The sequence below is a fragment of the Streptomyces sp. IBSNAI002 genome (assembly GCF_052244475.1).
Lineage (GTDB): Bacteria > Actinomycetota > Actinomycetes > Streptomycetales > Streptomycetaceae > Streptomyces.
The window spans coordinates 107,729-120,365 of sequence record NZ_JBQPXG010000002.1; the positions used below are offsets into that span (position 1 = coordinate 107,729).

11 protein-coding genes and 3 pseudogenes are annotated in these 12,637 nt (G+C 69.4%); 7 read left to right on the top strand and 7 right to left on the bottom strand.

From position 1 onward, the window contains the following. Positions 1–5 precede the first annotated feature (5 nt). The 3 genes from ACTVZO_RS00725 to ACTVZO_RS00735 are packed head-to-tail and all read left to right on the top strand — an operon-like array spanning position 6 to position 3,713. Positions 6–1,340 (top strand): ABC transporter substrate-binding protein, encoded by a 1,335-nt coding sequence (locus tag ACTVZO_RS00725; RefSeq protein WP_443296407.1) that lies wholly within the window; start codon positions 6–8, stop codon positions 1,338–1,340. A gap of 22 nt (positions 1,341–1,362) precedes the next feature. Beyond that, entirely contained in the window at positions 1,363–2,730 is a 1,368-nt protein-coding gene (locus tag ACTVZO_RS00730; protein WP_443303008.1) for an ABC transporter permease subunit, read from the top strand. After that, positions 2,727–3,713, top strand: coding sequence for a carbohydrate ABC transporter permease (locus ACTVZO_RS00735; RefSeq protein WP_443296408.1), 987 nt, complete (start codon positions 2,727–2,729; stop codon positions 3,711–3,713). Before ACTVZO_RS00730 ends, ACTVZO_RS00735 begins: the two co-directional genes overlap by 4 nt. Before the next feature lie 399 nt (positions 3,714–4,112). On the opposite strand, the gene ACTVZO_RS00740 is transcribed toward ACTVZO_RS00735, so the two are convergent. Then, positions 4,113–4,631 (bottom strand): hypothetical protein, encoded by a 519-nt coding sequence (locus tag ACTVZO_RS00740; RefSeq protein WP_443296409.1) that lies wholly within the window; start codon positions 4,629–4,631, stop codon positions 4,113–4,115. Positions 4,632–5,425: 794 nt separating this feature from the next. Here ACTVZO_RS00740 and ACTVZO_RS00745 point away from each other — a divergent pair. Both ACTVZO_RS00745 and ACTVZO_RS00750 read left to right on the top strand, forming a co-directional pair. Next, on the top strand, positions 5,426–5,872 hold the full coding sequence (locus ACTVZO_RS00745; RefSeq protein ID WP_443296410.1) for a hypothetical protein: 447 nt from the start codon (positions 5,426–5,428) through the stop codon (positions 5,870–5,872). 169 nt (positions 5,873–6,041) lie between these two features. Then, positions 6,042–6,575 carry a hypothetical protein gene (locus ACTVZO_RS00750; RefSeq protein WP_443296411.1) on the top strand — a complete coding sequence of 178 codons (534 nt, stop codon included), beginning with the start codon at positions 6,042–6,044 and terminating at the stop codon, positions 6,573–6,575. A 76-nt stretch (positions 6,576–6,651) separates the two neighbouring features. On the opposite strand, the pseudogene ACTVZO_RS00755 reads toward ACTVZO_RS00750, so the two are convergent. The 3 pseudogenes from ACTVZO_RS00755 to ACTVZO_RS00765 all read right to left on the bottom strand — a co-directional run. Further along, positions 6,652–6,992: pseudogene (locus tag ACTVZO_RS00755) on the bottom strand (hypothetical protein); the annotation flags it as partial. Between the two features lie 10 nt (positions 6,993–7,002). Continuing rightward, positions 7,003–7,202 (bottom strand): annotated as a pseudogene (locus ACTVZO_RS00760) (transposase); the annotation flags it as partial. A gap of 161 nt (positions 7,203–7,363) precedes the next feature. Next, positions 7,364–7,738 (bottom strand): annotated as a pseudogene (locus ACTVZO_RS00765) (DDE-type integrase/transposase/recombinase); the annotation flags it as partial. A gap of 228 nt (positions 7,739–7,966) precedes the next feature. On the opposite strand from ACTVZO_RS00765, the gene ACTVZO_RS00770 reads away from it, so the two are divergent. Further along, positions 7,967–8,791 carry an SDR family oxidoreductase gene (locus ACTVZO_RS00770; protein ID WP_443296412.1) on the top strand — a complete coding sequence of 275 codons (825 nt, stop codon included), beginning with the start codon at positions 7,967–7,969 and terminating at the stop codon, positions 8,789–8,791. A 65-nt stretch (positions 8,792–8,856) separates the two neighbouring features. Beyond that, a complete protein-coding gene (locus ACTVZO_RS00775; RefSeq protein WP_443296413.1) occupies positions 8,857–9,513 on the top strand; it encodes a transposase in 657 nt (218 codons plus the stop codon). A 262-nt stretch (positions 9,514–9,775) separates the two neighbouring features. On the opposite strand, the gene ACTVZO_RS00780 is transcribed toward ACTVZO_RS00775, so the two are convergent. The 3 genes from ACTVZO_RS00780 to ACTVZO_RS00790 form a co-directional block, all read right to left on the bottom strand. Next, positions 9,776–10,651, bottom strand: coding sequence for a patatin-like phospholipase family protein (locus tag ACTVZO_RS00780; protein WP_443296414.1), 876 nt, complete (start codon positions 10,649–10,651; stop codon positions 9,776–9,778). A gap of 52 nt (positions 10,652–10,703) precedes the next feature. Further along, a complete protein-coding gene (locus ACTVZO_RS00785) occupies positions 10,704–11,162 on the bottom strand; it encodes a MarR family winged helix-turn-helix transcriptional regulator (protein WP_443296415.1) in 459 nt (152 codons plus the stop codon). Between the two features lie 249 nt (positions 11,163–11,411). Then, positions 11,412–12,404 carry a beta-propeller fold lactonase family protein gene (locus tag ACTVZO_RS00790; protein ID WP_443296416.1) on the bottom strand — a complete coding sequence of 331 codons (993 nt, stop codon included), beginning with the start codon at positions 12,402–12,404 and terminating at the stop codon, positions 11,412–11,414. Between the last annotated feature and the right edge of the window lie 233 nt (positions 12,405–12,637).

Here is a 12,637-nt window from a genome sequence, read left to right on the forward strand (position 1 = left end):
CCGTCATGCGACGACCCGGCAAGACGACCCGCCGCAGTGCCGCAACCACCATCGCGGCCCTCGCCCTCGCCCTCGGCACCACCGCCTGCGGCGGCGCCGCCACCGGACCCGCGAGCGGCGGTGAGCTCAGCGGCCAGACCGTCACCGTGGCGGGTGTGTGGACCGGCGCCGAGCAGGAGAGCTTCACGAAGGTCCTCGACGCCTTCACCCAGAAGACCGGTGCCAAGACGGTCTTCGTCCCCTCCGGCGACAACGTCTCCACCTTCGTCGGAAGCAAGATCGAAGGCGGGGCCGCCCCCGACGTGGTGATGGTGCCCCAGGTGGGCGTGCTCCAGCAGTTCGCGAAGAAGGGCTGGCTCCAGCCCCTGTCCGACCACACCTCCCAGAAGGCCGGATCCACCCTCGCGCCGGTGTGGAAGAACTACGGCACCGTCGACGGCACGTACTACGGCCTCTACTTCAAGGCCGCCCACAAGTCGACCGTCTGGTACGCGCCGGAGGCCTACGCCCAGGCCGGCGTCACCGAGCCCAAGAGCTACAGCGACATGCTGGAGACCGGCCGCACCCTCGCGGACTCCGGCCGCCCGGCCTTCGCCATAGCCGGCGAGGACGGCTGGACCCTCACCGACTGGTTCGAGAACATCTACCTCTCCCAGGCCGGACCGGAGAAGTACGACCAGCTCGCGCAGCACCAGCTGAGGTGGACCGACGAGAGCGTCGTACGGGCCCTGACCACCCTCGGTGAGCTGTTCAAGGACAAGCAGCTCGTCGCCGGCGGCGCCCAGGCGGCGCTGGGCACCGACTTCCCCTCGTCGGTCGCGCAGGTCTTCGGCCCGGAGCCCAAGGCGGGCATGGTCTACGAGGGCGACTTCGTCGGCGGTGTCGCCAAGGGGCAGTTCGGCAAGAAGCTCGGGCAGGACGCCAAGTTCTTCCCCTTCCCCCCGGTCGACGGCGGCCGGGCGCCGGTGGTCAGCGGCGGTGACGCGGCGGTCGTCCTGAAGGACGGCAAGAACGCCAAGGCCGGCATGCAGCTGGTCGAATTCCTGGCGAGCGCCGAAGCCGCCGAGGTCTGGGCCGGCGCGGGCGGCTTCCTGTCCCCGAACAACGAGGTCGACTTCGCCTCGTACGGCGACGACACCACGCGCAGCACCGCCAACTCGCTGATCGCTGCGGGCAATTCGATCCGCTTCGACATGTCGGACCAGGCCCCGGCCGCGTTCGGCGGCACCAAGGGCGCCGGTGAGTGGAAGCTACTCCAGGACTTCCTGCGCGACCCCTCGGACCCGCAGGGCACCGCCGCGAAGCTCGAGGCCGAGGCCGCCAAGGCCTACGGGAACTGAGGCCACCGCCGTGGCTGACACCATGACCCACAGCCCCGCGACCGGCCGCACCGCAACAGGCCGCCCCGCGGCCGACGGACGGCGCCTGGCCCGGCGCAGGAAGCGCCGCCTCGCGGTCGTCTTCGTCCTGCCGGCCCTGCTGCTGCTCGGCGCGCTGGTCGTCTATCCCGTCCTCTTCTCCTTCGGCCGCAGCCTCTTCGACGCGGACGGCGACCGGTTCGTCGGGGCCGCCAACTACGCGGCGATCGTGCAGGACCCGGCCACTCTCAAGGCCATCCGCAACAGCGCGGTCTGGGTCGTCGTCGCCCCCACCCTGCTCACCGGGCTCGGGCTGATGCTCGCGGTCCTCACCGAGAAGGTGCGCTGGGCGACCGCGTTCAAGCTGGTGCTCTTCCTGCCGATGGCCGTGTCGTTCCTCGCCGCGGGCATCATCTTCCGGCTCGCCTACGAACAGGACCCGGACCGGGGCGTGCTCAACGCCGCCGCCGTCGCCGTCCACGACGGCTTCGACGAGGCCGCCGCGTATCCGACGGCCCGGGCCCGGGATGGCCACGGCCTCACGGGCGGGGCGGGCGGCCCGTACATCACCGCGGCGACCGTACGGCCCGGAGACTCGATCGGCCTCGGGTTCATCGGGGTCGCACCCGACGCCCTTCCGGCCGGCGCACAGGCCGCGTCCGACCCCGCCGCCCCGAAGAGCACCGCCCCCGGCGCCGACGCGATCGGCGGCGTCGTCTACCTCGACTTCGCCCCCGGCGGGGCGGGCACGCCGGGCCGGGTCGACCCGGGCGAGAAGGGTCTGCCCGGCATGAAGGTCGAGGCCGTACGGGACGGCCGGGTGACCGCCGCCACCATCACGGCCGAGGACGGCTCCTTCCGGTTCGCCGGGCTGGCCGACGGCGACTACACCGTCCGGCTGCCCGCGGCCAACTTCGAAGCCCCGTACCAGGGTGTGAACTGGCTCGGTCCGGCGCTGGTGACGCCCGCCATCATCGGCGCCTACCTGTGGGTCTGGACCGGCTTCTCGATGGTCCTGATCGGCGCCGGCCTCGCCGCCATCCCGCGCGACGCACTGGAGGCCGCCCGCATGGACGGCGCCACCGAGGGTCAGATCTTCCGCAAGATCACCGTGCCGCTCCTCGCGCCGGTGCTCACCGTGGTCTTCGTGACCCTCGTGATCAACGTGATGAAGGTCTTCGACCTCGTATGGATCATCGCGCCCGGACCGGTCCAGGAAGAGGCGAACGTGCTGGCAACCCGCATGTGGATGGTCTCCTTCGGCGGCGGCGACGATCAGGGCCTCGGCAGCGCGCTCAGCATGGTGCTCCTGCTCCTCGTCGTCCCGGCGATGGTCTTCAACGTCCGGCGTTTCCGAAGGAGCGGAGCATGAGCGGCCACAGCACCGCCGAGCGGCATGGCGCGTCCCGGCGGGCGGCGACGGTCCGGCCCGCCGCACCGCCCTCTCCCCCACCTCCCTCCCCTTCGTCCCAGTCGTCCCGGTCGTCCCGGTCGCCCACGCCCGGGCGGCGGCGCGGAGGCCGCATCTCGCGCCTCCTGGGCAGCTCCGCCGTCCAGGGCGTCCTGATCCTGGTCGCCCTCGTATGGATCACACCGCTGGCGGGCCTGCTCCTGTCCTCGATGCGCTCCGAGCAGGACAACGCCACCGACGGATGGTGGACGGCGCTCACCGACCCCTCTCAGCTGTCCCTGGACAACTACACCGTCCTGCTGAGGGATTCGGGCATCGGGGCCGCCTTCTGGAACACCGTCCTGATCTCCGTGCCGACCACCGTCCTGGTCGTCGTCATCGCGGCACTCGCCGGATACGCCTTCGCTTGGCTGGAGTTCCCCGGCCGGGACGGGATCTTCCTCGTGGTCGTCGGGCTCCTCGTGGTGCCGGTGCAGATCGGGTTGCTGCCCGTGGCGAAACTCTTCGGCGCGGTGGGCCTGTTCGGGACGATCGCGGGCGTCGTCCTCTTCCACGTCGCCTACGGACTGCCGTTCGCGATCTTCCTCCTGCGCAACTACTTCGCCGAGATACCGCGCGAAATGCTGGAGGCCGCCCGGATGGACGGCGGCAGCGAGTGGCGGATCTTCTCCCGCCTCGTGCTGCCGCTCGGCCGCCCGGCCATCGCGAGCCTGGCCATCTTCCAGTTCCTCTGGGTCTGGAACGACATGCTCGTGGCACTGCTCTTCGCGGACAACGAGTCCCAGCCGCTGACGGTCGCACTGCAGTCCCAGATGCGGCAGTTCGGAAGCAACATCGGCGTCCTCGCGCCGGGGGCGTTCCTGTCCCTGGTGGTCCCGGTGATCGTCTTCTTCGCCTTCCAGCGGCACTTCGTCCAGGGCGTGATGGCGGGCTCGGTGAAGTAGCCGCCGCACCACGCGCCGTACAGGGCCTCCGCATGCGTACGCATGCGGAGGCCCTGTACGGCCGCCGGTGCCGTCACGTTGTCGGCGGCGCGATCGTTTGATGGTGTGTCAGGGCACGGCGGGGACCGGTCATCAGGTGCCGGTGTGCCCGGCCGGGCGTCGGTCGGTTACCCGGACATCCCGGCTCTCCGACGCGGCCCCGCCGCTACTCGCCCGGCCGGCCTGCTCGTCGGCCTGCCGGACCCAGCTCCGCAGCGGCTCGCCGTTCACCCCAACGTCCGCTGGCACCGCCGAGCAGGTACGCCTGCCGGCCGCGGCTCGGTACAGCGCCACAGCGCCGTTCCGCCGCAGGGCCGGCTCAGCCGTCCGGATCTCCCGGCGTGGGCGCGTCACTTTTCATCATGCGACAGTGCCGTCCAGAGCGATCAGGTGCTCTAGATACCTGTCGAGGTCTTGGTTCCTCCGCGCGGCGGCCTTCACCGCCGCACGCAGCGTCCTTCGTTCCAGCCGTATCTGGACCCGCACCCTGTCCACTCCTTCGGGCGCACCGAGCAGGACGCCTGCACGGCCGACGGGGCCCGGCGGCGCGCCGGCACGCATGCGGCGCTGATAGGCGGTCGCACAGGAATGAGAACAGAGGATGCGCAGCAACAGGGGATCGTCGTTGCGAATGACCGGTTGCGCGCACAGCCCGCAGGGCGTGGCCGGCAAGCGCCGGCCGCGGCCGCTGACTGCGACCCACGTGACCGGCAACTGTTTGTGATCTTGATTGGCGCGCCCCTTGCGGACGGTGTAGCACGCGGAGCACAGCAGCAGACGGCGCGACAGCCACCGGTCGCGCCAGACCGCCCCGGTCACCAGGTAGCCGGCCCTCCCCTGCAAGGGGTCTCCACAGACGTCGCAAGATCGTGCATTCATGATCGGAAGCTAGGACGAGCCCGCCAGTGGCGAATCCCCCCAACGGCCTGCGCTTTGGGTCGGATCGGCACACCCACTTGGTCAGCCCTTGCACCAAGCGACCGAGGCCGCACGTCGCGTCGGGTCGCCAGGCTCGGGTACGACGTTGCGGAGCAGGCTGAGGCCACACCTGAGACCGTCGGCCGCCGCATCCGCGACGTCCGCCAACTCCTCCAGGCAGCCGGGCACCTCGCCACCAGCCACGGAACGACCGTCACCGCAGAGGCCAAGACTGCGAGTCACTGATCCGCGAGCCCAAAACTGAACGGCGTTGCCGCTAGAACCGCATCAGCGGGGCCGCAGGCGTTCTTATAACGAAGAAGGAGCGAAAAGAGAGATGAAAACTAGCCACGTGCGCTCGCTCAAGGTTCCGGAGCTTCGGAGGTGTTGCGCACGGCGGTGGATGACCACGGACCCCGCCCCCTTCACTGCCTGAGATCCCCAGTTGGGCCACCGAGCGCGCACACCATCACCACCGGGCCGCCCGGAAGCCGGATGGCCGTCCGGAGCGGCCGGACAGGGGGACAGGAAGATCAGGGACCGATGGACAGGATCCTGTGTCAGAGCAGCTCAGGGTGGTGCGCGCGCGCCGTCGCCGGGCAGCGTCTCAGTGGCCGGATTTCACTTCTGGGATTGGCCACGCGAAAGTCGCCTACTGCACGGTAACCAGGCCGCGGTCGGGTGGGACCTACCCCTACGAGCTGCGGCTCCCCCGTCCGCTCCGGCGGACCTTCCACAGCTAGACGAGGTAGATCGTGCGCACCGCCTTCACATCCCTGACCACCGTCGCGGCCGCCGTTGCCGCCATCGGAATCCTTGGCCTCCAGTCCGCCCAAGCGGAGCCCTCCCAGACCGCGGCGGCCTGTGCCGTACAGCCGCAGCAGACCGTGACCACCGCCGACCACTACGCGCTGACCAACCTGCGCGCTGTCTACCGCACGGACGCCCCGAAGACCAACGGCTACGCCTCATACAGGCTGGCCGGCGAGCCGCAGGGGTGCACCGGCGGGGTCTTCTTCGCCGTAGACGTCCTCACCGGCCGCCTGGTGCCGATAGCGAACGGGGCGACCTCCACCCCGGACTGGAACACCGTCACCTTCCGGATGGCTGCGGGTCAGCGACTCGTGCAGGTGATGTACGGCGACCCCGCCACCCCCTGGACGGGCACCTTCCTTGGCTCCGCGGCCAAGCTCCTTCCCTGACGCGCGCCCACTCCGACCACACCATCTAGAGGAAGCAACGATGTTCAACCTGCGAACCGTCACTGGCACCCTGGCTGCCGTGTCCATCCTTGGAGGGGTCACCGCACCGGCCGCCCTTGCTGCTACGCCCTCGACAGACGCCGTCTCTTCCTACGCCCCCGACGGTGGCGTGAGCAGCACGATGGGAGCCGAGCTCGACAACCTCCGGTGGACCCCGGTGCGCACCATGACGGGGGCAACCACCTGGATGCTGCGCGTCAGCACCGATCCCGCCGTCAAGCCCGGAGGCGTCTACTTCCTGTACAACCCCGACGCCGAGGTGTCCGCCGGTTCCTTCTCCATCGGTGACGACGTCCTTGTCCGCACGGTGCACTCGTGGGGCGCGGCAGTCTTTGCACCGAGCACGACCATTCGCCGGACGGAGGTCCGCTACGGCAGTCCCGCAGACCCCGGGGCAGCGCATGTCGTCGCCAGCGTCACCAACGGCTGGATCAGCGATTCCCGCGTCGCCGACCTCCAGACATTCACCGCCTCGGCCGGTAACCCCGCGGCAGCCCTGACCGAGGCCCGCCGCCTGATGAACGCCGCCGTCACGGCTGGCCGGTTTGCCGAGTGCACGGAGGTCACCAGCACGGCCGGCTGGGTCAAGGTCCCGGGGCGCCCGGCGAACGGGACGGCCACCGTCAGCGCGTCCTGCAACTAGTCACCTCCTCCGGATCCTGCCGGAACCCGCAGGTCGCGTGCCAGGCACGAGCGTTGTGAACGGTGTCAGGTCTTGTTCATGGCGAAGGCCTCGGTGTGGTGCAGGAACCCCTGATGCTCGTCGGGGTCGGATCGTTCTGTGGGGGGCGATCCGACCCCGGCGTCCATACCTGACGGTCAAAGGAGGGCCGGTGAAATGCGGCGGGGTGGCGGTTCTTCGAGCCGAGTGGGCGTCCGGGGCCGGGGCGGGTTGGTTTGGTGCACCGGCTGGCGTTCCGGTCTTCGCCCTCAGGTTCCTGAACCCGCGGCGGACCCGGGCAGGGGTGAGTCTGTTCGGCTTCGCCGGCCGCTCCCATGGCCGGCGCAGATCCCGTGCGAGCGGGCGCGCCAGGCGGAGCTGTGCGTGAGCGGCCAGGAGCGAATCGAGGGGGCCGGTTCTGCCATTCGTCCATGCCGTCGACCACCTTGACCGTGATCGTCGAGATCGTCTGCCCTCGCAATCCCGCGGGACCTCGAGCACGACCGGGCCGACCTCGGTCACCCCGGTCTTCGACCGGGTGCCGATCCGGGTGTAGCCCGAGGCGGCCCTATCGTGTTTCTCATGCCCGAGGTGGTCGGTGATCTCGCCGCTGTCGACGCATGCGACGAAGTTCATGGCGCCGTTGACGTTGTTCGGTGGCCGGTGTCGGCGGTTCGATGATAGGGAATTATCGTCGCCTGCCGTGCTGTATCAGGACGCATCCGGGCACTGTCACGTTGTCGGGGTGTGATCGTTTGAGGTAGGAAGAGGCGGCTGGCGGAGCCGGTGATCTGGTTCCAGATCATGAAGCGGACCCTCATTTCGAAGCGGTACCGGCCGGCAGTGGAAGTGGGGGTGAGATCCCGGTGAACGCCGACAGGAACCGCTGCGCCCCGCCGACGGCGCGGAAGCCATTCATCGCGCGTTCGCGTTGCCTGGTGGGCTGGTGGGAGTTCCCCGCCCGGTGTTGATCCCCTTGGGGAGCGGTGCTCGGCCGAGGGGATCACCTCCCGGTGCGCAGCTGCCCCATAGGAGCGGAGCTTGTCCGTGGTGATCACTCGGCACACCTGCCCGGTGGTGGCGGTCGCAGGAGCCGGCGGAAGAAGCGGCCTGGCCGCAGCCTTGTCCCGCCGGTTCTGCACCAGGAACGACGGCGTGCCTGGCGAAACGAGCGGGCTCCTTCCCCGCACGGACAACCCCAGATGATCCCACCACGGCCCGAGAAGGTGACAGTGTCCGCGAACAATCACAGGCACTCTGATCGCCTACCGCCTCCCAATTGGGCGGACGAATGCTGCCGCTGACCGTGGACAAACCCAATTCTCGAATATCACCGCGCCCTTGATAGTCTGCAAAGTGTGAATACTGCTCTGGTGACAGGCGCAGCCTCCGGGCTTGGGCACGAAATTGCGCTGGACCTGGCACGGCGTGGCTGGAGGCTGGTGTTGCCCGTTCGCACCGCGAGGCGAGCACGCGACCTGGTGGCGGCTGCGATGATGATGGGTGCACCCGTACCGTCGGTGGTCGAGTGTGACCTCTCTGACCACGCGGAGGTGCAAGAAATGTGTCTCAGCGTCGTCGGCGAGGGCCGGTTGGACCTCGTGGTGAACAATGCAGCGGTGGGCGGTGGAGCCGATCCGACATTCAGGGAGACCAACACCGCGGGGGTCGAGCTGCGGATGGCGGTGAACGCGATTACTCCGCATCTCATCGCCCAGCGAATGTCTGACGCGCTGACTCCGGCAGGACGGATCGTGCAGGTGGGCAGCATGGGGCAGATGCCGCTCGACCTCGACGATCTGAACTACGAGCGTGACTATGCCGGTGTCCAGGCCTACTGCCGCAGCAAGGTCGCGTTGGTGATGTCCACGATCGAACTGGCTCGAGGCGGCGTTCCGGTGAACGCCGTCCACCCAGCGCGCGAGATGCCCACCCGTATGGTCAGCGAGGGAGGATTGCCCATCGCCTCGACGCTCGATGACGGGACACTCGCGGTCCTTCGGGTGGCCCTCGACTCCGAGCTGGCCGGTGTGCGCGGCGCGTACTTCCACCGGTTCGACCGCACAGAGCCCCACGAGCAGGCACTCGATGCTCATGCAAGGGAGCGCGTAGTGGCCTGGATGGAGGACCAGGCATCTCGGGGCATCGCCCTGGCAGGCCACGAGACACCCCCGTCGGATTCGGCTGCGGGAGCCTGAGCAGCCGTCAAGGGGCCTTGACCCCGGTGAGCTCGTTCCGCTTTCTGCTGTGTACGGACGGGCCGGTGCGGACGTTGGTTGATCTCGCGCTCGCGCCCGAACACCGCCGTGGTCACGGCGGGCTGCACCAGGGCCGGGTCGATGTCGCCCGGCTGCGGCGGGCCCTGGCCGGGGTGCCGCTGCCGAGGGCGGCGGACGGTCGGCCCGTGCTGGGGGTGGATGTTTCACCGTGGCTGCGGCCGGACGCCAACACCTGCGCCGACCGGGCCGTCTGCCACACGTTCGGCCGGGGTGAGGGCAAGGATCAGTTGGTGGCCGGCCGGCCGTACTCGGTGGTGGCCGCGGTCGCAGCAGGCCGCACGTCCTGGACGGCGGTGCCGGACGCGGTCCGCCTCCCACCCGGCGCGGATGCCGCCGCGCTCACCACGGTCCAGATGCGCGGAGTCGTCGAGCGGCTGATCGACGCGGGCCAGCGGAAGCCGGGCGGCCCGAACATCCTCGTCGTGCTGGCTGGCGGATACGACGCCCCGCGGATCGTTCACCTGCTGGCCGGGCTGCCCATCGAGATCCTCGGACGGCTGAGTTCGGACCGCGTGATGTGTCGGCCGGCTCCCATCCGCGAGGAGTCCACAAGCAGCACCCCGCCGGAGGCCGCCCGCCCCGACACGGCGGCGAGTTCGTTTTCGGCCGGACTGACACCTGGGGCACCGAGCAGGCCGTGACCGTCACGGACATCCGGCTCTACGGACAGGCGACCGCGCGCGGGCGTGGGACCGTCTGCACCCGGGGCTGACCCGGCGGACCGTTCAAACAGACCCTCGATGGACCGAGCCCCGACTCGTCTCGCACGCCCGCTGGCCACCGACCTCCCGAGGCCCTGGGAGAAGCCGGCCGAGCCGAACGGGCCGGCACCGGCCCGTCCACTGCGGGTTCAGGAACCTCCGCACCAGGACGGGGCTTCACTGGCGAGGTGTGGTTGGCCTCCTACGGTCTGTTGAGCCAGGTCCTGGCTACCTCTCCGCCGTCGTCCAGGGCCCGGCCTGCTTCGGTGAACGCGCCGAGGTCGGTGAAGTCGCCGTGTGGGGTGAATGCCTCGACGTGGGTTCCGGTCGCTCGGAGCTCGGCGAGTTCTTGGCGCATGAGGGCCGGCACGGTTTCCGGAGTGAAGGAGCCCAGACCTGCCGGGGCCAGTAGCCACACGGTTCGGGCACCGCGGGCGAGGTCTGAGTTGAGGAGGGATCCGTAGCCGCCGTCGATGTATTCCTGTCCGCTCACGGAGACGGGGCCGGTACGTCCGGCAGCTGCCGAGGAGCCGGCCACGGCGAGGAACAGCGGTACCGTGCCGCGGAAGATCTTCCGTTCTCCTGTGGACACCTCGCGGGCCACCACGGTCAGATCACCCGCAGGCCACTCCTCACCCACCATCTGGCGGACCTGCTCAAGGTGCGAGCCGTCATCGGGACGTGCGGCCATCAGTTTTCCCAGAGCTCTGATCGCTTTGGGCCCACCGGCATAGGTCGCTGCGGCGGCCTGCCGTAGCTCGGTGTCCGGAGGGGTGGCGGTCCGGGCGGGTGTGGTGTCGGCCGGGGCCGGGGCGGTGGCCTGTTGGGCAGCGGTCCGCAGCGCGGCCGTGATGGCCTGCCTGCGTTCGGGGCCCAGAAGAAGCAGGGCTCCGGCCATGGCGCCGGCCGAGGTGCCGATCACCGGCACGCCGTTCCCCAGGAGGTGTGCTGTCTCCGCCAGCCAGCCCAGTTGCCATGCCAGGCCCACCGGTCCTCCGGCACCGAGAACCAGCAGGTCGGGCGGCGAACACCGTGCGGGAACGGGAAACGGGGGTTGGGCGGCGGGGGTGGTTTCCATACGGATGCTCCAAGAAGGTTCAGGGGGGCGCCCGAGGCTCGGGGAGGGAGCGCTACCGGCGCGGGGCGCCGTGGCCAGGCAGGCTGGTGCCGACCAGCTGGGTGAGCAGGACGGACAGCTGCCCGACGTCTTCCTTTCCCCAGGCGGGGGCAGAGAAGATCTCCGCGGCAACCTGCTCGGCCGTGGCAAGCATGTCCGCCAGGCGCTCACGTCCGGTGTCGGTCAGGGCAGCGTAGGCAACCCGCGCATCGCGGGCGTCTGCCTCCCGCATGACCAGGCCGATCCGCTCCAGCGGCGCCAGGCCGCGGGTCACCCCCGAGGCAGTAAGACCCAGCGTCTCCGCCAGGTCCACTCTCCGCATCCGACCGCCGGGCGCCTGTCCCAGACGAAGCAGCGCCGTGAAGTCGGACAGGCTCACGCCGTGCAGTCCTCCCAGGGCGCCATCAAAGCGTTTCACCAGGGCCGCCTGAGCGCGGGCGATACGCAGCACTACATCCAGCTCATCACTCATTGATATCTCCTTGACTGCTCAAGGATCCATCAGGGGTGCTTGAGCAGTCAAGCGTCACCCGCCGGGCGGCGTCGCACCTCTTCCGTCCTCTTGTCTTCTTCCCGGCGTCGTAGCCGCGGGTGGCCCTGGAGACGGTCTCGGCGCCTTGACGGACCGGAAGTCCATGATCAGCGCGACCGGCCAGGGCCACCACCCTCGGCGGCGCTGTCAACCTGCCCCGGGCCGAGTGGCAGCACCGGCCGGGCTGTTTCAGCCGATATGCGGCATGCCGTGTCCCCCACCGAGCGCGACGCCGAAGGGGCTGCCACCGATGCCGCTGGTGATCGTCTCGATGTGGCGGTTGTTCCTTGCGTTGATCACGGTCACGCTGCCTGACACCTGGTTGGTGACGTAGACGCGGGAGCCGTCAGGGGTGATCGCCACGTCGATCGGCTCGTCGCCGATACCGTCGTCGGTGGTGAGCGTCTTCACGACCCGGTCGTCGCGGGTCCTGAGCACCGTCACGCTGTCCGAGTTCCGGTTGACGATGTAGGCGTGGGAGCCGTCCGGCGTGAGCGCCAGCCCCAGCGGGAGGTCGCCGATGCCGTCACTACTCGTGAGCGTCCGGATGACGGTGTTCCTGCGCGTGTCGATGATGGACACACTGCTCTGCGTGCGCGTGGCCTTGGTGATGTAGGCGCGGGATCCGTCCGGGGTGATCGCTACTCCGTACGGGAAGTCGCCGATGCCCTCCGTGATGACACCGGTGACGGCCGCCTTCCGGATGCTGATCACCGTGACGTTGCTCGATCCCTGATTGGTGATGTAGGCGTGGGAGCCGTCCGGGGTGACCGCCACGAGGGACGGGTCGGTCCCGACACCGTCGTCACCGGTGAGCGTCTTGATGACGACGTTCTTGCCCGTGTCGATGATCGACACGCTGCCGGATTGCTGGTTGGCGACGATGGCGCGCGAACCGTCCGGAGTGAGCGCCACGCCGTAGGGCCTCTGACCGATGCCGTCGTTCTGCGTGAGGGTCTTGAGGACGGTGTTCGTCCCGAGATCGACGACCGAGACGCTGTTCGCATCGAAGTTCGTGACGTAGGCCCGAGACCCGTCGCGCTTGACCGCCAGGTAGACCGGTCCGTCGTCCACAGGGATGGCCGTGGTGACGGTGTTGGTCTTGGTGTCGATCACCGAGATGCTGTCAGAGGAGTAGTTGGCGACGTAGGCGAAAACGCCGTGGCAGGGGGTCAGACGCACGCCCCTGTCCGGTGCCGCCGCACACGGGGCATTCCCGGGGCGCATTTCTCTCGTGCCGTGGGCCGCTGCCGCCTGAGCGGAGGCCCACACCAGAAGCCCGGTCACGACGAGCGCCGCCGTCAGGCGCCTGAGAAACGCCCGCCATGGTCCGCTGCTCCGGCCGTCTCTTGCTCCGGCCACACCCTGTTCGAACATGTTGCTCCGATTCCTTGAAGGGCCCTGCGCACCACATG